Annotated in this window: 19 protein-coding genes; 15 read left to right on the forward strand and 4 right to left on the reverse strand. The window is 55.6% G+C overall.

The genetic code is table 11. The features are described from left to right. Positions 1 to 78 precede the first annotated feature (78 nt). Entirely contained in the window at positions 79 to 969 is an 891-nt protein-coding gene (gene speB / locus AC07ED_RS00825; RefSeq protein ID WP_105236764.1) for an agmatinase, read from the forward strand. A 37-nt stretch (positions 970 to 1,006) separates the two neighbouring features. Here speB and AC07ED_RS00830 read toward each other — a convergent pair whose 3' ends face one another. After that, positions 1,007 to 2,038: a LacI family DNA-binding transcriptional regulator gene (locus tag AC07ED_RS00830; RefSeq protein ID WP_105236674.1), complete on the reverse strand. Its 1,032-nt coding sequence runs from the start codon at positions 2,036 to 2,038 to the stop codon at positions 1,007 to 1,009. Positions 2,039 to 2,160: 122 nt separating this feature from the next. Here AC07ED_RS00830 and AC07ED_RS00835 point away from each other — a divergent pair, with 122 nt between their 5' ends. The 14 genes from AC07ED_RS00835 to iolB all read left to right on the forward strand — a co-directional run bounded on the left by AC07ED_RS00835 (position 2,161) and on the right by iolB (position 16,444). Next, positions 2,161 to 3,237: a fatty acid desaturase family protein gene (locus AC07ED_RS00835; RefSeq protein WP_105236675.1), complete on the forward strand. Its 1,077-nt coding sequence runs from the start codon at positions 2,161 to 2,163 to the stop codon at positions 3,235 to 3,237. Positions 3,238 to 3,262: 25 nt separating this feature from the next. Then, a complete protein-coding gene (locus tag AC07ED_RS00840) occupies positions 3,263 to 3,571 on the forward strand; it encodes a MocE family 2Fe-2S type ferredoxin (RefSeq protein ID WP_105236676.1) in 309 nt (102 codons plus the stop codon). A 4-nt stretch (positions 3,572 to 3,575) separates the two neighbouring features. Beyond that, on the forward strand, positions 3,576 to 4,373 hold the full coding sequence (locus AC07ED_RS00845) for a 3-methyl-2-oxobutanoate hydroxymethyltransferase (protein WP_105236677.1): 798 nt from the start codon (positions 3,576 to 3,578) through the stop codon (positions 4,371 to 4,373). Positions 4,374 to 4,460: 87 nt separating this feature from the next. Next, a complete protein-coding gene (locus tag AC07ED_RS00850) occupies positions 4,461 to 5,507 on the forward strand; it encodes a LacI family DNA-binding transcriptional regulator (protein ID WP_478241667.1) in 1,047 nt (348 codons plus the stop codon). Between the two features lie 143 nt (positions 5,508 to 5,650). Beyond that, the gene (locus tag AC07ED_RS00855; RefSeq protein ID WP_105236678.1) at positions 5,651 to 6,463 is read left to right on the forward strand and encodes a TIM barrel protein; all 813 of its coding nucleotides are present in this window, start codon (positions 5,651 to 5,653) and stop codon (positions 6,461 to 6,463) included. A 72-nt stretch (positions 6,464 to 6,535) separates the two neighbouring features. Continuing rightward, positions 6,536 to 7,480, forward strand: a complete 945-nt coding sequence (locus tag AC07ED_RS00860) for a sugar ABC transporter substrate-binding protein (RefSeq protein WP_105236679.1) — start codon at positions 6,536 to 6,538, stop codon at positions 7,478 to 7,480. Between the two features lie 93 nt (positions 7,481 to 7,573). After that, on the forward strand, positions 7,574 to 8,644 hold the full coding sequence (locus AC07ED_RS00865) for an ABC transporter permease (protein WP_105236680.1): 1,071 nt from the start codon (positions 7,574 to 7,576) through the stop codon (positions 8,642 to 8,644). Between the two features lie 12 nt (positions 8,645 to 8,656). Beyond that, complete coding sequence (locus AC07ED_RS00870; protein ID WP_105236681.1) at positions 8,657 to 9,424, forward strand: ATP-binding cassette domain-containing protein; 768 nt, start codon at positions 8,657 to 8,659, stop codon at positions 9,422 to 9,424. 200 nt (positions 9,425 to 9,624) lie between these two features. Then, the gene (gene iolG / locus AC07ED_RS00875) at positions 9,625 to 10,614 is read left to right on the forward strand and encodes an inositol 2-dehydrogenase (RefSeq protein WP_105236682.1); all 990 of its coding nucleotides are present in this window, start codon (positions 9,625 to 9,627) and stop codon (positions 10,612 to 10,614) included. A 116-nt stretch (positions 10,615 to 10,730) separates the two neighbouring features. Next, positions 10,731 to 12,641, forward strand: a complete 1,911-nt coding sequence (locus AC07ED_RS00880; RefSeq protein WP_105236683.1) for a bifunctional 5-dehydro-2-deoxygluconokinase/5-dehydro-2-deoxyphosphogluconate aldolase — start codon at positions 10,731 to 10,733, stop codon at positions 12,639 to 12,641. Further along, on the forward strand, positions 12,638 to 14,479 hold the full coding sequence (gene iolD / locus AC07ED_RS00885; protein ID WP_105236684.1) for a 3D-(3,5/4)-trihydroxycyclohexane-1,2-dione acylhydrolase (decyclizing): 1,842 nt from the start codon (positions 12,638 to 12,640) through the stop codon (positions 14,477 to 14,479). The genes AC07ED_RS00880 and iolD overlap by 4 nt, the downstream gene beginning before the upstream one ends. A gap of 78 nt (positions 14,480 to 14,557) precedes the next feature. Then, complete coding sequence (iolE, locus tag AC07ED_RS00890) at positions 14,558 to 15,451, forward strand: myo-inosose-2 dehydratase (protein ID WP_105236685.1); 894 nt, start codon at positions 14,558 to 14,560, stop codon at positions 15,449 to 15,451. A gap of 8 nt (positions 15,452 to 15,459) precedes the next feature. Further along, positions 15,460 to 15,657 (forward strand): DUF3318 domain-containing protein, encoded by a 198-nt coding sequence (locus tag AC07ED_RS00895; RefSeq protein WP_245918219.1) that lies wholly within the window; start codon positions 15,460 to 15,462, stop codon positions 15,655 to 15,657. Beyond that, entirely contained in the window at positions 15,650 to 16,444 is a 795-nt protein-coding gene (iolB, locus tag AC07ED_RS00900; RefSeq protein WP_105236687.1) for a 5-deoxy-glucuronate isomerase, read from the forward strand. Before AC07ED_RS00895 ends, iolB begins: the two co-directional genes overlap by 8 nt. A gap of 68 nt (positions 16,445 to 16,512) precedes the next feature. Here iolB and AC07ED_RS00905 read toward each other — a convergent pair whose 3' ends face one another. The 3 genes from AC07ED_RS00905 to iolC are packed head-to-tail and all read right to left on the reverse strand — an operon-like array spanning position 16,513 to position 19,185. Continuing rightward, positions 16,513 to 17,343: a class II fructose-bisphosphate aldolase gene (locus AC07ED_RS00905; RefSeq protein WP_105236688.1), complete on the reverse strand. Its 831-nt coding sequence runs from the start codon at positions 17,341 to 17,343 to the stop codon at positions 16,513 to 16,515. After that, entirely contained in the window at positions 17,340 to 18,194 is an 855-nt protein-coding gene (locus AC07ED_RS00910) for a 5-deoxy-glucuronate isomerase (RefSeq protein WP_105236689.1), read from the reverse strand. The genes AC07ED_RS00905 and AC07ED_RS00910 overlap by 4 nt, the downstream gene beginning before the upstream one ends. A 10-nt stretch (positions 18,195 to 18,204) precedes the next feature. Next, positions 18,205 to 19,185, reverse strand: a complete 981-nt coding sequence (iolC, locus tag AC07ED_RS00915) for a 5-dehydro-2-deoxygluconokinase (protein ID WP_105236690.1) — start codon at positions 19,183 to 19,185, stop codon at positions 18,205 to 18,207. Positions 19,186 to 19,255: the final 70 nt, after the last annotated feature.

Consider the following 19,255-nt stretch of genomic DNA (forward strand, 5'->3'; position numbering starts at 1 on the left):
TCAGGAGGCAGCGTGGACCATAAATATAATCAGCCCCTTGGTGGGAATGAGGTTCCTCGTTTCGGCGGCCCAGTCACAATGATGCGGTTGCCTGCGTGCGACGATACAAGCGGGCTAGACGCATGTTTTGTGGGTATTCCGATGGATATTGGCGCGTCCAATCGATCCGGTACGCGGTTTGGTCCCCGTCAGATCCGTGCGGAGTCTAGCATGTTGCGCCCTTACAATATGGCAACGGGTGCGGCACCGTTTGATCACATGCAGGTCGGCGATATTGGTGACGTTCCGATCAATACGTTCGACCTCAAGGACACGGTCAAGCGCATCGCGGACTTTTATCGTGATTTGCTAAAGCATGATGTCGTGCCACTGACCCTCGGCGGTGACCACACGCTGACCTATCCCGTGCTGCAAGCCATCGCTGAAAAGCACGGCCCTGTTGCGCTGATCCACATCGATGCCCACGCTGACATCAACGACGAGATGTTCGGCGAAAAGATCGCCCACGGGACGCCGTTCCGCCGCGCCTTTGATGAGGGCCTTTTGAACAATGAAAAGGTCTATCAGATCGGTTTGAGGGGTACGGGCTATGCTGCTGACGATTTTGATTGGTCGCGTCGGCAGGGCTGGACTGTTGTTCAGGCCGAAGAATGCTGGGGACAGTCTCTTAAACCGTTGATCAACCGTATTCGCAAAGAGATTGGCGATACGCCGACCTATATAACCTATGATATCGATAGCCTCGACCCAGCCTTTGCGCCGGGTACGGGGACAGTTGAAATCGGGGGTCTAACGACATGGCAAGCATTGGAACTGATCCGCGGCTGTGCGGGGCTGAATGTTGTTGGTGGTGACCTTGTTGAGGTGTCCCCGCCTTATGATCCTAGCGGAAACACTGCGCTGATTGGGGCAAACCTTCTGTACGAAATGCTTTGTATTTTGCCAAAGTGCCAACGCGCCAAAAGATGATGGGGCATTCTGGATATTCCAGTGGTGGTTTTGGGGATCAAACGGACTCTGGCAAATATAGCAAAGGATCTAATATCTGTGGGCCCGTTGGAAGGTTTGGTTCTCCAAGCACAGCCTTGATCATGTGATCGACCAAGTTGCGGCACAGCGTTTCAAGGGGCGTCGAGATTACCATCGTCATGTATCCGTCGCTTAGCGCAGCGCGTCGATCATCGGTGAGTTCGTTCCCGACGAGTGCGATTTTCCCTGCAGGTCGGCTTTCACGAAGTGCGGCAATCGCGCCCTCAATGCCTCCGCCTGCGACGTAGATGCCGCGTAGATCGGAATGGCGCGACAAGAGATCGAGCGTTGCCTCATAGGTAATCTGTCGCGTGTCGAGGTTTACAAAGGGGTCCAAGACTTGGAGGTCAGGTGCATTGTCGCGGAAGTAGCTGACGAATCCTGTTTCGCGAAGGATGTGCCCATGCCATCGACTGCCGCCGACAAAAACTGCGACCTTGCCTGATTGGCGAATTTTAGTGGCAAGCATCCAAGCGGCGAGGCGACCTACCCTCATGTTATCCATTCCATAGTAGGCGCGGCGTGAGGGTTCGGCAAAGTCATTCAGGATGGAAAAGAACGGGACACCTTTGGCAGCAGCTTCCGCCACTGTGCGGGTCACTTGGGGGTGGTTTAAGGCTGCTCCGGCAACGGCGTCGCATTGTTCGGAAAGGCCTTTGATTGCAGAGCAAAAATCCTCGGGCGTCGTGGCGCGCACAAAGGTGATTTTTGCCTTGCCGCGAATGTCTCTACGGGCCGAGACAGCGGCTTCGATCTCGCGGGCGAGGTTCTGGTAAAAAGGTTGTTTTTCTTTCGAAAGGACAAAGCCAAACGTCATGGCAGGAAGACTTCGCTGATCCCGCGCGGTGATGAAGCCAAGTGCATGATAGCCGAGTTTTTCGGCAGCTTCGGCAACCCGTCTTGCGGTATCGTCCCGCACAGGTGCGCGGTTGTTCAGAACGCGGTCGACGGTTGCGATGCCGACGCCGGCGGCGGTTGCGATGTCGGCTAAGGTTGGTCGTTTGGTCATGATAAAAACCTATCAAATTGGCGGTCATATTTGATAGCTTTTGATAGATAATCAATGTTGAAAACTTAGAATATCGAAATTCATCGCGTAGCGTCCCTGAAATGAGCCCAAGGGAGGTCTGAATGGGTAAACGCGATTATTCAATGTTGGGAGAAGATGCCCGCCGTGCGGTCGAGTCCGGCTTGGCTGCGGCTGAGTGGTATCATACCGACATTCCCCGCAAGGAAATGAAGGATTTAATGCAGCGGTCCAATGGCCCTGCGATCCGCGACACGATTGTTCTGTTTGGGAGCATGGCCTTGTTCGCGGTCATCGCTATTTATCTCTGGCCCACAGCTTGGTCGATTCCGTTCTGGCTGGCTTACGGCGTTCTGTATGGTTCTGCGATGGACAGCCGCTGGCACGAGTGCTCGCACGGGACAGCGTTCAAGACGCGCTGGATGAATGACGTCATTTATCAGATCGCAAGCTTTTGCATGGTACGAAACCCGCACACCTGGCGTTGGAGCCATGCGCGTCATCACACTGACACGGTGATCGTGGGCCGCGACCCCGAGATTGCGATCATGCGCCCGACCGAGTTCGCAAAGCTGGTTTTGAACGTCTTTGGGATTCTGGACAGCATTAATGGTTGGCTTCGAGTGCTTAAGAACGCGTCGGGCCAAATCGATGCCGAAGAGGCGACTTGGATCCCTGAAACGGAATATCACAAGGTTATACGTGTCGCGCGTATTTGGGTGCTGATCTATGCGGCAACCATAGGCTTGGCCGTCTGGATGCAATCGATCCTGCCATTGATGGTGATCGGTCTGCCGCGTCTATATGGGGCGTGGCACCATGTGATGACGGGTCTTTTGCAGCATGGCGGCCTTGCGGACAACGTCATCGACCACCGTCTGAATTCGCGCACTGTTTACATGAATCCTGTGTCGCGGTTCATCTATTGGAACATGAACTATCACGTTGAACATCACATGTTCCCGATGGTGCCCTATCACCGCCTGCCTGAGCTGCATGCGAAGATCAAACATGACCTGCCGACACCGAACCCTTCTATTCCTGCCGCATTGGCAGAGATGGTTCCGGCCCTGTGGCGTCAGATGAAAAACGAAGATTACTTCCTCCTGCGTGCGCTGCCAGCTTCGGCCAAGCCATACCGCGAGGAATTCCATACCGCCGCCCTAGGTGCGGCTGAATAACACGACTTTTCTGGGGAGAACACACATGCCTTGGGTAGATGCCTGCGCAATCGACGACATCGACAAAGAAGACCTGATCCGTTTTGATCACGGCGACAAAACCTATGCGATCTATCGGTCACCTGATGACGAATATTTCTGTACCGATGGAAAATGCACCCACGAGGATGTCCACCTCGAAAACGGTTTGGTCATGGAATACGAAATCGAATGTCCCAAACACAACGCAACCTTTGATTATCGCACGGGCGAAGCGATGCGGGCTCCGGCTTGCGTGAACCTGAACACCTATGCGGTGAAGCTCGAAGGCGATCGCGTTTGGATCGAGGTCTGATCGGATGGGACTTTATCACAAACGCCCAACGGTCGCGGATATCCGCGCGCTAAAGGGTAAGCGTCAGCTCTCTATGCTGTTTGTCGATACGCCTGATGAGGCGGCAGCGGCAGCGGCAGCTGGCATCGATATGCTGTCGATCATCGACCCCGTCTGGACGCCCGAGATGCGCGAAGCCGCGGGCGATTGCTTTGTCCAGGTTGGACTGCTGTATGGCCAACTGGTAACGCAAGAGGACTATCTGCGCGCCGCTCATCGCGTCATGCAAATCGGCGGCGACTGCGTCTATTGCGCGTCGTCCTTTGGCACGATCAAGGCGATTGCCGATGATGGCATCCCTGTCGTCAGCCACGTGGGGCTGATCCCGTCTAAGGCCACATGGACGGGTGGGTTCAAAGCCGTTGGCAAGACCGCGAAGAGCGCGTTGGCCGTGTTTGAGCATGTCAAAACCCTGGAAGAGATCGGCGTCTTTGGTGTCGAACTTGAGGTCGTGCCTGATCGCGTAGCGCTGGAGATTTCCAAACGCACGAACCTCGTGTTGTTGGGGATGGGGGCAGGGCCATACGCCGATGCGCAGTATCTCTTTGCCGAGGACGTTCTGGGCTACACCCGAGGCCACAAGCCGCGCCATGCCAAAACCTACCGTGATTTTCGGTCTGAAATGGGTCGGCTGCAGGCTGAACGTATCGCGGCCTTTGCCGAGTTTAGGGCAGACGTGGATACGGGTACTTATCCCGCGGCGGAACATTCCGTAACGATCAAGGATGACGAGTTTGATGCGTTCGTTCGCGGATTGGAGTGAGTCCCTAAGTGCATGACGTTTTTACGTCATATATGCGTTTTCTGTTGACGTTTTATTTTCAATACATCACCCCTTATTGCCAAAGTGATGAGGGAAAATAAAATGAGCAATCGTCCGACTGTCAAAGATGTTGCGCGTGAAGCTGGGGTGAGCGTCACCACTGTGGACCGTGCATTGAATGGTCGGGCGGTTGTCCGCGAAGATACATTGCGCCGTATTGCAGATGCTGCGCATCGCATTGGCTATCACGCTCGTGGGCTTTTCGATCATCGGTTAAATACCGTCGCGCCCGAGAAAAAGTTCGGCTTTGTTCTGGTGAAGGAAAAGCACGAATTCTATCAGAATTTTGCACGTGAGATTGAACATGCGGTTGCTGCCCGGACGGATGTGCGCGGCCATGCTGTGATCCGGTTCGCGCAGTCACAATCACCCGAAGAATTTGCAGAGTTGATCCAGTCGGTTGGGGAACGCGTTGATGCTTTGGCCTGTGCTGCGGTCAATCATCAAAAACTGAATCAGGTCGTTGAAGGATTGCGGCAAAAGGGGGTTCCAACCTTTTCGTTGTTGAATGACTTTGCTCAGGGTGTTCGGCGTAACTATCTGGGAATAAACAATATGAAGGTAGGTAGAAGCGCAGCTTGGATGCTGACGCGCTCTGCAAAACTGCCTGGTCGGTTGGCCATTTTCGTGGGTGGAAATAGGTGGCACGGACATGATCTTCGGGAGGTTGGGTTCCGCGGATACGTCCGTGAAAATGCGTCTGAGTTCACTGTAGTAGATACGTTGGTGAATCTAGAGGCGCGTCAGGTGACCTATGAGGCGACGCTCGATTTGATCGAACGCTATCCAGATCTACGCGGTATCTATGTTGCGGGCGGTGGTATGGAAGGCGCAATTGCTGCCATGCGCGAGGCGACGGAGCCAGGGCAGGTGCAATTGGTTGTGAATGAATTGACCGCAGAAAGCCGTGCGGGGCTGTTGGATGGGTATGTCACAATGGTGATAGGAACGCCCCTTCCGCAGCTGTGTAGTGACTTGATTGGGCTGATGATTTCAGAGAGTGCGGGGCATCTCGATGATACGGCAAGTCAGCACTTTTTAGAGCCAAGGATCGTGCTGCCAGAGATGCTTTAATGGCGTAAATACGTCATTTAGCATGTGCAGAAAAACGTCATTTGTGACCTGAAAATGGCGTGATGCATTGACGGAATCGCGCGCAAAAGTCACCGTCTCCTCAGTTCCGGTTGCCCATTGGGTCGTGCCGGTTTGGAGGAAAAATGAAGTTCGCGCTTAACCACATGACCGTGCCCAATGTCGGGTATGCTGATTTTCTGGATTTGGCTAAATCGCTTGGCTGTGTCGGCGTAGAGGTCCGGAACGATATTGCTCGCCCTCTGTTTGACGGCATGGATGCTGCGGATGCAGGTGCGCTGGCACGTGACAAAGGCGTTCGTCTTGTTGGTTTGAGCCAAGTTTATCCGTTCAATAGCTGGTCCGACGATATTGCTGCCGAAGTGCGCGCACTTATCGCGACTGCGCAGGCCGCTGGTGCGGAAACGATTAGCCTGATCCCACGCAACGATGGCACGCAAAACGCCAATGGTGAGCGGCAGGCGAACCTTCGGATTGCGCTGAAAGAGATCAAGCCGATGCTTGAGGATGCTGGCATGGTCGCGCTGGTTGAACCGCTCGGCTTTTTGCGGTCGTCGCTTCGGTCCAAGCAGGAATTGATCGACACCATCGTATCGCTCAATGCAACGAACCAGTTTAAAATCGTGCATGACACGTTCCACCATACTCTCGCTGAGGGGGGACCGATCTTCCCAGAGCACACGGGAATTGTTCATATCTCGGCTGTGGTTGATCCATCGCTGGCGATTGCGGAAATGGAAGACGAGCACCGTGTTCTGGTCGATGAAAACGATCGTCTCGGCAACGTAGATCAAATCGCAGCACTTTTGGCGGCTGGTTACGATGGCCCCATTTCTTATGAGTGCTTCTCACCCGTGACGCAGTCCATGGCGGACCCGTTTGGTGAGCTAAAGAAATCTTTCGAATTCATCTCTTCACAGGTCACTGCATCTGTCTGAGTGAACGACCTCTGGAGGGAGGTCAAATCCGGCATGTATCAGGGTGCGCCGGACACCTAATGGGAGGAAATAATGAAAAAGACCCTTATCGCTGCTAGCGTAACCGCTCTTATGTCCACCACCGCAATGGCAGAGAACATCGGCGTATCGATGGCTCTGTTCGACGACAACTTTCTGACCGTTCTGCGTAACGGTATGATCGAAATGGCTGACGGCATGGAAGGCGTTGATCTTCAGGTAGAAGACGCGCAGAACGACGTGGCAAAGCAGCTCGATCAGGTCAACAACTTCATCGCGTCTGGCGTTGACGCGATCATCGTGAACCCTGTTGATACCTCGGCAACTCAGGCACTGACTGACGCTGCTGCCTCTGCTGGCGTTCCGCTGGTGTTCGTAAACCGCCAGCCGATCAACGTCGACACGCTGCCAGACAACCAAGCGTTCGTTGCGTCGAACGAAGTTGAATCGGGCACTCTGCAAACCATCGAAGTTTGCCGTCTGTTCGCAGAAGCTGGCAAGACCGAAGCCAGCGTTTATGTCATGATGGGCGAACTGTCGAACCAAGCTGCCGTTCAGCGTACGGCAGACATTCATGATGTGATTGCTGCAGGCAAATGCGCTGTGACTTTGAACATTCTGGACGAACAGACCGCAAACTGGTCGCGTGATCAGGCACAAACCCTGATGACCAACTGGCTGTCGACCGGCGCTGAATTCGACGGCGTCATCGCGAACAACGACGAAATGGCGGTCGGTGCGATCCAAGCTCTCAAAGCGGCGGGCGTTTCGATGGATGACGTAGTTGTAGCAGGTATCGACGCAACTCAGGACGCTCTGCTGGCAATGGCAGCGGGTGATTTGGACGCGACCGTGTTCCAAGACGCAGCAGGTCAGGGCGCTGGTTCGCTCGACGCGGCTTTGAAACTGGCACGTGGTGAGAGCGTCGACCAGAAGGTTTACATCCCGTTCCAGCTGGTGACCCCGGCAAACATCGGTGACTACACTTCGAAAAACTAAGGTCGGTTTTTTCGATCTTATCGACGGAACGGGGGCCTCCTGTTCCGTCTTTCGCTCTGACGGGCGATCCATAAAGACTAGGAGCAATTAGAAATGGCGAATTCTGCACACGGCATTGGTGGGCTTGTGTTTGATGATAAGAAGAAGGCGCGTGCACCTGAATGGAACGTATTTTTTGCGCTCATTCTGATTGTTGTGGTGTTCGAAGTGCTTGGCATGATCCTGCAAGGTCAGAGCCTTTTGTTCGACACCGACGGCCGGTTTGACAGCATTTTCAACGAACAGCGTGTGAAGATCATCATTCTTCAGGTGTCGATTATTGGGATTATCGCGCTGGGGTCGACGCAAGTGATTATCCTTGGGGGGATCGACCTGAGCCCTGGATCCATCGTGGGTCTGACGGCGATGATCTCTATGTCTTTTGCTCAGGTCGCTGAAGTCAACGGCATGGTGAACCCCAAACTGATGTTCGACGGTGTCGCGGATTTGCCGGTGATTGTCCCTGTGTTGATCGGCTTGTTCGTCGGGATCGCGGCTGGGATTGTGAACGGTGCTTTGATCGCCTACACGAAAATTCCGCCTTTTATTGCGACCTTGGGCATGATGGTTGCGGCACGTGGCGCGGCCAAGTGGTGGTCCAAGGGTCAGCCGATTTCTTTCCCGACCGAAAGCTATGCGACTATCGGGTCGGGCATGATGCCTGTGGTGATCTTTTTCTCGCTGGCCGTCCTGTTTCACCTGATCCTGAAATATACCGTTTACGGCAAACACACCTACGCAATCGGTTCGAACGAACAAGCCTCGCGCATGTCGGGCATCAAGGTCGATCGCCATAAGGTGCTGGTCTACACAATCGCGGCCTCGCTTGCGGCCCTCGCTGCCATCGTGCTGTCGTCGAAAAACCTGACTGCACAAGCGGGCATGGGCGTGATGTATGAACTCGATGCAATTGCGATGACGGTTATCGGGGGCGTGTCCCTTTCGGGTGGCCGTGGGTCGATCATCGGTACTGTGCTGGGGTCGCTGATCTTTGGGGTGATCATCTCTGGTTTCACCTTCTTGCGTCTCGATGCCTATTACCAAGAAATGGTCAAAGGCGTGATCATCGTCGGGGCTGTTGTTCTCGACCAATGGCGTCAGCAACGCGCCGCAGCGCGCCTGTAAGGAGGACGAAACATGAGCGATATCATCCTCGAAACTCGTGGTTTGACGAAACACTACGGCGGCGTGCATGCGCTGGAAGGCGCGGACTTTGTGATCCGCAAGGGCGAACACGTGGCCATCATGGGCGACAACGGGGCCGGTAAATCCACCTTTGTGCGCCAGATCACGGCTGTAGAACAACGCACTCGTGGCGAAGTGATCTTTGACGGGAAACCTGTGCATTTTGCGGGGCCGATTGAGGCGCGTGAAGCTGGGATTGAAACCGTGTTCCAGAACCTCGCTCTGGCTGATGATCTGGACGTGCCGTCGAATATGTTCCTTGGCCGTGAAAAGGTCCGATTCAAGCTCGGGCCGTTCTCGATCCTCGATAACAAAGCGATGCGCGAAGCGACGATGGGGGGCTTGGTCAAGACGGGTGTGAAGATCCCGAACATCCTGAACCCGATCCGCAATATGTCTGGTGGTCAGCGCCAATGTGTTGCCATCGCGCGCACGGCGGCGTTCCATTCGAAGCTGACGATCATGGACGAACCGACAGCGGCCTTGGGCGTGCAGGAAACGGCGCAGGTTGAAAACATCATCCGCACCCTCAAAGAACAGGGTGAGCCGTTGATTTTGATTAGCCACAACATGCGTCAGGTCTTTGACCTCATGGACCGTATTGTTGTGTTCCGCCGTGGCCGCATTTGCGCGAACCTCAACGTCAAAGACACCGACCCACAAGACGTCGTCGCCTATATCACCGGCGCAAAAACAGGCGCCGAGTTCGAAGACGTCTAGTAAGTGACGCAGGCGGTGGATAGACCATCGCCTGTCCTAAGACTCATATCATTGTTGACCTTTCCTGAAACGATTTAGGTAAGCTATGATTTGGAACAGAATAAAGTAATCCAGACCCCCTTCCGCAGGTTGTTCAACGCGGTGGAGGTCCGACACGACCCACATTAGTTTCCGGCGAGCATCCGGAACCGGAGGAAAGAATGAGCCTACGTTTTGCTGTCCTTGGCGCTGGCCGTATTGGTCAGGTGCATGCCCGCGCAATTGCTTCTGTCGATGGCGCAGAACTGATCGCGATCGCGGAACCGTTTGAGGCAGCAGCCAAAGCCGCCCAAGAGAAATTCGGTTGCGAATTACGCACCATTGATGAGGTTGCGGCCTCTGACGATATCGATGCGGTTGTCATCTGCACACCGACCGATACCCACGCTGATCTGATTGAGAAATTCGCCAAAGTCGGGAAGGCTGTGTTCTGCGAGAAGCCGATTGATCTGAACGTTGAACGCGTCAAGCAAGCGATCGCAATCGTTAAGGCCGAGGGCACCACGCTGATGGTTGGTTTTAACCGTCGTTTTGACCCTGATTTTATGGCAGTGAAAGCGGCGATTGATAACGGCACGTTGGGTGACGTTGAAATGGTGACAATCACCTCGCGTGACCCGGGCGCTCCGCCGGCTGAATATATCAAAGTGTCGGGCGGTATTTTCCGCGATATGACCATTCACGACTTCGACATGGCGCGTTGGTTGCTGGGCGAAGAAATCCAAACCGTCATGGCGCAGGCGTCGAACCTTGTTGATCCAGCGATTGGTGCTCTGGGCGACTATGACAGCGTAAACGTCATTCTGCGTACTGCTACGGGCAAGCAAGCTGTCATCACCAACTCGCGCCGCGCGACTTATGGCTATGATCAGCGTATTGAGGTTCATGGGTCCAAAGGCATGGCGGCTGCTAAGAACACCGCAGAAGCCAATATCGAAATCGCAACCGGTGAAGGCTTCAAACAGCCGCCGCTGCTGAACTTCTTCATGTCGCGCTACACGGCGGCTTATGCCAACGAAATCGCGGCTTTTGTTGATGCTGTCGCGAAGGGTGCAGAGACGCCGACCACAGGTCATGACGGTTTGAAAGCGCTCGAACTTGCTGAGGCTGCGTTGAAGTCGGCACAAACGGGCCAAGCAGTAAGACTGTAATCCTCCGACCTGTGGCCCTTGGTTTTGGCTGAGGGCCTCAGGTCTATGAGTTTGTTCTTGATGGGCTCGAACAACATCGGACGTCGTTTGTGCGGTGTTCTGAAAGGCAGAGATAAATGACGAAGACACTTGATGTAATTACGATTGGCCGTGCTGGCGTTGATCTTTACGGGACGCAGATTGGCGGCCGTCTTGAGGACATGGGTTCGTTTGAGAAGTACATCGGTGGCAGCCCAACGAACATTGCCTGCGGAACGGCGCGTTTGGGTCTAAAGTCTGCGTTGATCACCCGTGTTGGCGATGAACACATGGGTCGGTTTATCCGCGAGCAGCTTGTGCGCGAGGGCGTCAATGTTGATGGGGTGATCACGGACCCTGAGCGTCTGACGGCGTTGGTTATTCTGGGCATTCGCGACGAAGAGCAGTTTCCGCTGATTTTCTATCGGGAAAACTGTGCGGATATGGCTCTGTGTGAGGATGATATTGACGAGGCGTTCATTGCCTCGGCGCGGTCGGTTCTGGCGACGGGCACGCATTTGTCGAACGTAAAGACCGAAGCTGCGGTGATTAAGGCGCTGGAATTGGCGCGCAAGCACGGTGCGCAAACGGCTCTGGATATTGATTACCGTCCGAACCTTTGGGGCGTGGCGGGGCATGGCGACGGTGAGAGCCGCTTTGTCGAGAGTGCGGCGGTGACGGCGAAGCTGCAAACCTCGCTGCACTTCTTTGATCTGATTGTCGGTACCGAGGAAGAGTTCCACATTGCGGGCGGTTCGACCAACACGATCGAGGCGCTGCGGGCTGTGCGCAAGGTGTCGAACGCGACACTGGTGTGCAAACGCGGTGCGGCGGGCGCTGTGGCCTTTGAGGGCGATATTCCGGACAGCCTTGATGAGGGGCAAACGGGTCCGGGCTTCCCGATTGAAGTGTTCAACGTCTTGGGCGCGGGCGATGGGTTTTTCTCTGGTTTGATGAAGGGTTGGCTCGACGGTGAGGATTGGCCGACGGCGCTGAAATACGCGAATGCTTGTGGTGCCTTTGCTGTGTCGCGTCACGGCTGCACACCTGCTTATCCGTCGCTTGAAGAGTTGGAGTTCTTCTTTGAGCGGGGTATCAAACAGCCTGACCTACGCAATGATGCAGAGCTGGAGCAGATCCACTGGTCGACGAACCGTCACGGTGATTGGTCGACAATGCGGGTGTTTGCGTTTGACCACCGTATGCAGCTTGAAGAGATGGAGGGGTATACCCTCGCGCGGGGTGGCGAGTTCAAAGAACTGTGCCTGAAGGCCGCGCAGCAGGTTCAGAACGGGCAGGGGGGGTATGGTATCCTCTGCGACAACCGCATTGGGCGGAATGCGCTGCACGCGGCCTCGGGTTCGGGTCTGTGGGTTGGTCGTCCCGTTGAATGGCCGGGATCGCGCCCGCTGACGCTTGAGCCTGAGTTGGGGTCGGACTTTGGTGGTCTGAACCAATGGGCCAAAGAGAACGTGGTGAAGGTTCTGTGTTTCTGTCACCCGGATGACGATGCAGAGATGCAAGCCCAGCAAGAAGCGACGGTGAAGCGTCTGTTTGAGGCATCGCGCCGGAACCGTCTGGAGTTCTTGCTTGAGGTGATCCCGTCGAAGGTGGCGCCTGTGACTGACGACACGACAGCGACCCTGATCCGTCGGTTCTATGAGATCGGCGTTTACCCAGATTGGTGGAAGCTGGAGCCGATGAAGACCCATGCGGGTTGGCAGAATGCGATCAACGCGATCGAAGAAAACGACCCCTATACCCGCGGCATCGTGGTGCTGGGTCTGGATGCGCCTGAGGCCGAACTGAGCGCCTCGTTCGAGGTTGCGGCCAGCTATCCGCTGGTGCGTGGGTTCGCGGTTGGTCGGACGATCTTTGGCGATGCGGCGCGGGCTTGGATGAAGGGCGCGATGACAGATGCAGAGGCTATTGCTCAAATGGCTGAGCGCTATACCAACCTGTGCAAGATTTGGGACGCAGCGCGCGTCAAAGCGGGAGGAAACGCATGACACAAACAATCCGACTGACTGCCGCACAGGCCATGGTGAAGTGGCTTTCTGTACAGTTCAACGAAGATGGCGACCGTTATATCGACGGTGTTTGGGGTATTTTTGGCCATGGTAACGTCGCGGGTCTGGGGGAGGCCCTCTACAATGCCGCCGACACTATGCCGACTTGGCGTGGACAGAATGAACAGACGATGGCGCATACCGCTATTGCATATGCGAAGACGCTCAAGCGCAAACGTGCGCAGGCTGTGACTTCGTCGATTGGACCAGGTGCGACCAACATGGTAACGGCGGCGGCGCTGGCGCATGTGAACCGTATCCCTGTGCTGTTCATTCCAGGTGATGTGTTTGCGAACCGTCGTCCTGATCCTGTACTGCAGCAGATCGAGAGCTTTGAGGACGGGACGATCTCGGCCAATGATTGCTTCCGTCCTGTGGTGCGCTACTACGACCGTATCTCGCGTCCTGAGCATATCATGACCGCGCTGCCGCGTGCTTTGGCGACGATGACCGATCCTGCGAATTGTGGTCCTGTGTGCCTGTCCTTCTGTCAGGACACGCAGGCGGAGGCCTATGATTACCCAGAAGCGTTCTTTGAGCCCAAGGTCTGGCGCGTGCGCCGTCCAGAGCCCGATGCGGCTGAGTTGGCGCAGATTGCGGACCTGATCAAAGCGGCAAAGTCGCCTGTGATCGTTGCGGGCGGTGGCGTGATCTACTCCGAGGCCGAAGAGATGCTTGGCGCTTTTGCGACCGAATTCGGTATTCCCGTTGTTGAGACGCAAGCGGGCAAATCGGCCTTGGCGCAATCACATCCGATGAACTACGGTGCGTCTGGCGTTGATGGCTCTGAGGCTGCGAATATCATGTCCAAAGAGGCCGATCTCGTGATCGGTGTCGGCACCCGTTTCCAAGACTTCACTACGGGGTCGTGGTCGTTGTTTGAAAACCCGAACCGTAAATTGGTGTCGATCAACGTTGCGGCCTATGACGCGGTGAAACACGGTGCCTATCCGCTGGTATCGGATGCAAAGGTCGCGCTTGAGAAACTGACGGGTCTTTTGGCGGGGTATTCGGCGTCGAACGCGAAGCCTGCTGTGCGGGCGGAGTGGTTGGCAAAGGTCGATGCGCATTGCGCGGATCGCAAGGGCGGTGAGGGTTACCTGCCGATGGATTGCGAAGTGATCGGTGCGGTTCAGCGGACCTCATCCGAGGCAACCATTGCGATGTGTGCGGCAGGCACGATGCCTGGTGCGCTCAAGCTGCTGTGGCAGTCGCCGCAGGGTGGATATCATATGGAATATGGCTTTAGCTGCATGGGCTATGAGGTCGCGGGCGCGATGGGTGTCAAACTCGCAGCACCTGAGCGTGACGTTGTGTGCTTTGTGGGTGATGGGTCCTATATGATGGCGAACTCTGAACTGGCGACGGCTGTGATGCGTCGTGTTCCGTTCACGGTGGTGCTGACCGATAACCGTGGGTTTGGTTGTATCAACCGCCTGCAGATGGGCACGGGCGGTGAGCAGTTTAACAACCTTTACAAAGACTGCCGCGTTGAAACCCAACCTGCGATCGACTTTGTGGCGCATGCCGCATCGATGGGTGCGCACGCGGTGAAGGCACAGTCGATTGCTGATCTTGAGGCACATCTGGCGGCTGCGAAATCGCGCGATATTCCAACCGTGATCGTGATTGATACCGACCCGATGCACGGCCCCGGTGAAGCGGGCGGCGGCAGCTGGTGGGACGTGGCAATTCCTGAGGTGCCGAGCAACGACAGAATGTCGGACGCGCGGGATCGCTATGTCCAAAACATGAAACGTCAGAACCTTGTGAACTGATCAAAGAGAAAGAATTGGGGCAGGGTGGTTCCTGCTCCAGACTTATTCGGGCGATGTGCCCTTTCGGAGTGACTAATAATGATCCAGTTCGGTACAAACCCGATCGCTTGGGCCAATGATGACGACCAGACCATCGGTGCGACTATCTCGACCGACCGTATTCTCGAGGAAGCGGGCCGTTTGATCGGGTTTGACGGTATTGAAAACGGCCACCGTTGGCCGAATGACCCAGCAGAGCTGAAATCGCTCTTGGGCGGCTATGGCCTGAAATTTATCTCTGGCTGGTATTCGACGAACCTCTTGGTTCAGTCTGTGGCCGAAGAGATCGAAGCGGTGCAGGGTCACCTTGCGAAGCTGAAGCACAACGATTGCAAGGTGTGCATCGTTTGTGAAACCTCGAATGCGATCCACGGCTCGGACCTGCCCGTGAATGACCGCCCGACCTTGACCGCCGATGAAATGGTGGCTTTTGGTGCCAAGCTCGAGGAGTTCGCGCAGTATCTGGCGAGTGAGGGCGTGACCTTGGTCTATCACCACCACATGGGCACGATTGTTGAGTCCCCAGAGGAAATCGACGCCTTCATGGCCGCAACTGGCCCCGCAACGCATCTTCTGTTCGATGCGGGTCATTGCGCATTCGGCGGTGGTGATCCTGTGGCTGTTTTGACCAAACACGTTGGTCGCGTCCGTCACTTCCACGCGAAAAACATCCGTCCTACGATCACCGCAAAGGTGCGCGCAGAGGGTCTGTCGTTCCTTCAGGGGGTTGTTCAGGGCGCCTTTACCGTGCCGGGCGATCAGGAGGGCGGCGTTGATTTTAAACCGCTCCTGCAGATCCTTGCGGATAACAATTACGACGGTTGGATCGTGATTGAGGCAGAGCAGGACCCCGAAGTGCGGAACCCGCTGTTGTATCAGACCCTCGGCCTGCATACGCTCAAGCGGATTGCAACAGAAACCGGGCTTATCTGATGTTTAAAATGAATGACCCCTTCTTCCGTCCTTTGTGGCTGCGCGTCCTTTTGGTCGCGATCTGCGTATTTTGGACGGTGGTCGAGCTTTGGACAGGATCGCCCGGTTGGGCCGTCATGTTCGGGGGCTTAGGGGCTTACGCTGCCTATTCTTTCTTTATCGTGTTTAACCCGACTGACCCTGAAAAGGACTCCGACGATGCCTGATCTTTTGTGCAAACCGTTTGGAACACATGGCAAGGTGCATCAAATCACGCCGCAGTCGGCAGGATGGCGCTATGTTGGGTTCTCGCTCTTCCGTCTGCGTGCTGGCGAAACCGTGGGCGAGGCTTTGGGCGACAACGAGGCCATTCTGGTGATGGTCGAAGGCAAGGCAACCTTTGAGGCCGCAGGGCAGTCTTGGGGGGAATTGGGCGAGCGGATGAACGTCTTTGAAAAGACGCCGCCGCATTGCCTCTATGTGCCGAACGACAACAGCTGGGAGGCGACCGCGACGACCGACTGTGTGATTGCGGTTTGTTTGGCGCCTGGCAAAAGTGGCCATGAGGCGCGCCGTATTGGGCCGGACGGGATCACGCTGACCCAGCGTGGGACGGGCACCAACACGCGCTTTATCAACAACATCGCGATGGAGAATGAGGACTACTGTGACAGCCTCTTGGTCACCGAAGTCTTTACCCCTGCGGGCCATTGGTCATCCTATCCAAGCCACCGTCACGACGAAGATGACTTCCCGCGGATCACCTATCTAGAAGAAACCTATTACCACCGTCTCAACCCTGCCCAAGGGTTCGGCATCCAGCGCGTCTACACCGAGGATGGCACCTTGGATGAAACCTTGGCTGTGTCTGATGGAGATGTGGTTTTGGTCCCGCGTGGGCATCACCCCTGCGGTGCGCCTTATGGGTTCGAGATGTATTATCTGAACGTCATGGCAGGTCCGCGCCGCAACTGGCGCTTTGTGCCTGATCCCGCGGTCGAGCATCTCTTTTAAGATCGCAGCGGTGACGACTTAGCTGAAGTTGAGGCTGTCAGCTTTTGTCGTGATTGGCGGGGGTCAACCTAGCTCGGCATTAACTCTCGCAAAATGGTCCTCGTAGCTTCGGTCATTGGGTTCATCGTCGCTTTGAGAATTTCGAGCCTATCGAACTGGTCAGGATGATCTGACAAAGTCTGGCGAAGTGCCGCGCCGAAGATCATCCGCAACTCTGTCCCGATGTTGAATTTGCAGATATTCGACCCGAGAGCCAATTCGCGCCGTTGCGCCGATGGAACACCTGATCCGCCGTGTATGACGAGTGGGACGTTTGTGACCGCTTCAATCGAGCGGATACGGTTGAGGTCCAAACTCGCACCCTCGGTTTGTTGCAGGTGCACGTTTCCAACCGAAACGGCCATTGCGTCAACGCCTGTTTGCCGAGCAAATTCTGCCGCTTCGCTTGGGTCTGTTCCGGCCGATTGTTCGCCGTTGGCATAACCGACAAACCCGATTTCACCCTCACAAGACACGCCCGCACGGTGCGCGAGTTCCACAATGGCTGCGGTTTCATCAATGTTCTGACGCAGGGGTTTGCGCGATCCGTCGAACATGACCGAGGTAAAGCCTGCATCAATTGCCATCCGACAGTCGTCGAACGAATATCCGTGGTCGAGGTGTGCGACCACAGGCACCGTTGCCTGCTCTGCAAGATGGCGAAACATCTGGCCTAGGATCGGCAGCGGTGTGTGCGCGCGGCAGGTCGGACCTGCTTGCAATATCACAGGGCAACCCTCGGCCTCGGCGGCCTCAACATAGGCGCACATATCCTCCCAACCTAAGGTGACTAAGCCAGCCACGGCATAGCCTTGCTTTAGCGCGGCTTGCAAAACCTCGGCGAGCGTCGCGATGGTCATTTGAATTTGGCCACCATGTCTTTGATGCCGGGGATCGTTTCGACCTGATAGGCATGCGTTGGCTGGAAAAACTGCACGAGACTGCGCTGGCTGAGGCCGCCGAGAATGGTGAAATAATACATCTCATACCCAGGCAGCACAGCGCAGGGGTGGTAACCCTTGTCGATACAAATGGTGGAGCGGTCCATCAGTTGATAGGCATCGCCGACCTTGCCTTCTTCACGTTGGAGGATTTGCACCCCGCCGCCATGGTTCGGACGAAAGCGGAAGTTATAGGTCTCATCATGACGTGTCTCGATAAGGGTTCCGTTGTCGTCCCAACGGTCCGTGTCGTGTTTGTGCGACGGGAAGCCGGACCAGCCCCCCTGACCAACGGTAAAGAGTTCGGACACCAAAAGCCGACCAACTTTATCATGTTGTTTCTGGCCAAGGATGTGTTTGATCTTGCGGTGGGTCTTTGTGTCGTCCGACCCGTATTGGACTTTGTCGATGTCTGCGACACGCACATCAAACGGGTCGAGAACTTTGTCGTATCTGGCGCCCGCGATAAAGGTTTCCGTGTCACGTTTTGCGACCAAAGTTACCTTAGCGCCTGACGGGGCATAGGCGCCCTCTGGTTCCCCATCCCACACATCGACGCCACGATTGCCAAGGTCGGCAAAATGAACACCCTCGACCTCGACATCGACGGTGCCTGTCGCAGGTGCGATGCAGGTTTCGTAATTCGGCACCTGATAGGTAAATGCTTCGCCTGCTTTGAGTTTAACGATGTTGAAGTAGTTTAGCGGAACCGTTGGATCATCGACATCCACGATCGGTTTGTTTTGGTTGTCATGTGGGGGGATATGCATTGATCTCTCCTTAGGCCACCTGAGTGGGGCCGGGGTGATTGGCCAAAAACGTGTCGAGTTCATCGGGGTAGGGCATAGCGGGGGCGCACCCCGGCTTGCCGACAACGATTGCAGCGCAGGCTGATCCACGCAGAAGCGCTGTGTGCAGGTCATGACCGTCTGCGATAGACGTCAAAAAACCAGCCATGAAACTGTCGCCTGCACCGGTCGGTTTGACGGCTTCGACAGCGTAAATGCCTGTACGCAGTTCGGTCCCGTTGTGGAAGGTCACCGCGCCATGTTCGCCCATTTTGTAAACGACGATCTGCGCAGAGGTCTCAGCGAGTTGCCGCGCTTTGGCGAGGCCGTCTTCCTTGCTGCCCGCCATAAAGCCGAATTCATCGTCATTGCCGATGATCACATCGGACATTGAACCTGCGCGGGATAGGACATCTTCGGCGACCTGCGCATTGGGCCAACTATAGGGGCGGTAATCCACGTCAAAGATGATCGGCAGGCCTGCCGCGCGCGCCAACTCAAACGCGCGAAATGCAGCCGAGCGTGATGGTTCTGCGGCAAAAACAGTGCCTGCGGCGATCAAAGCCCCAAATTTGCTGTAGTCGACCGCCTCAACGTCAGTGACTGTCATTTCAAAATCCGCAGCCCCATTGCGGTAGATCACCGATTGGTGCCCTTCGACGCGTGTTTCATAGACGGCCAGCGAATTGCGAGCTTCCCCGCCTTGGGGGATCACATATTCGCAGCCGACCCCGTAGTGTTTGAGTTTCCCAACACAGAACCTACCAACGGCATCGTCAGAGACGCGGGTGACGAGCGAGGCCTGACCACCCAGTTTTACTATCCCAGCGGCGATGTTGGCGGAGGATCCGCCCATGTCAGCGTTAAACGTCGTCGCGTCTTCAATTGCGATGCCTGTATCAGCAAAGAGGTCCATGCCGACACGGCCTAAGACGACATAGCTGTTACGCTTTACAGCGTCGAAAATATCCATCTCTCAGCTAACCCTCGATTTGTGATCCCGCCGACCGCGATGCGCGTTTGACGCTTGCATGACTTTGAAC

The organism is Aestuarium zhoushanense (assembly GCF_056431045.1).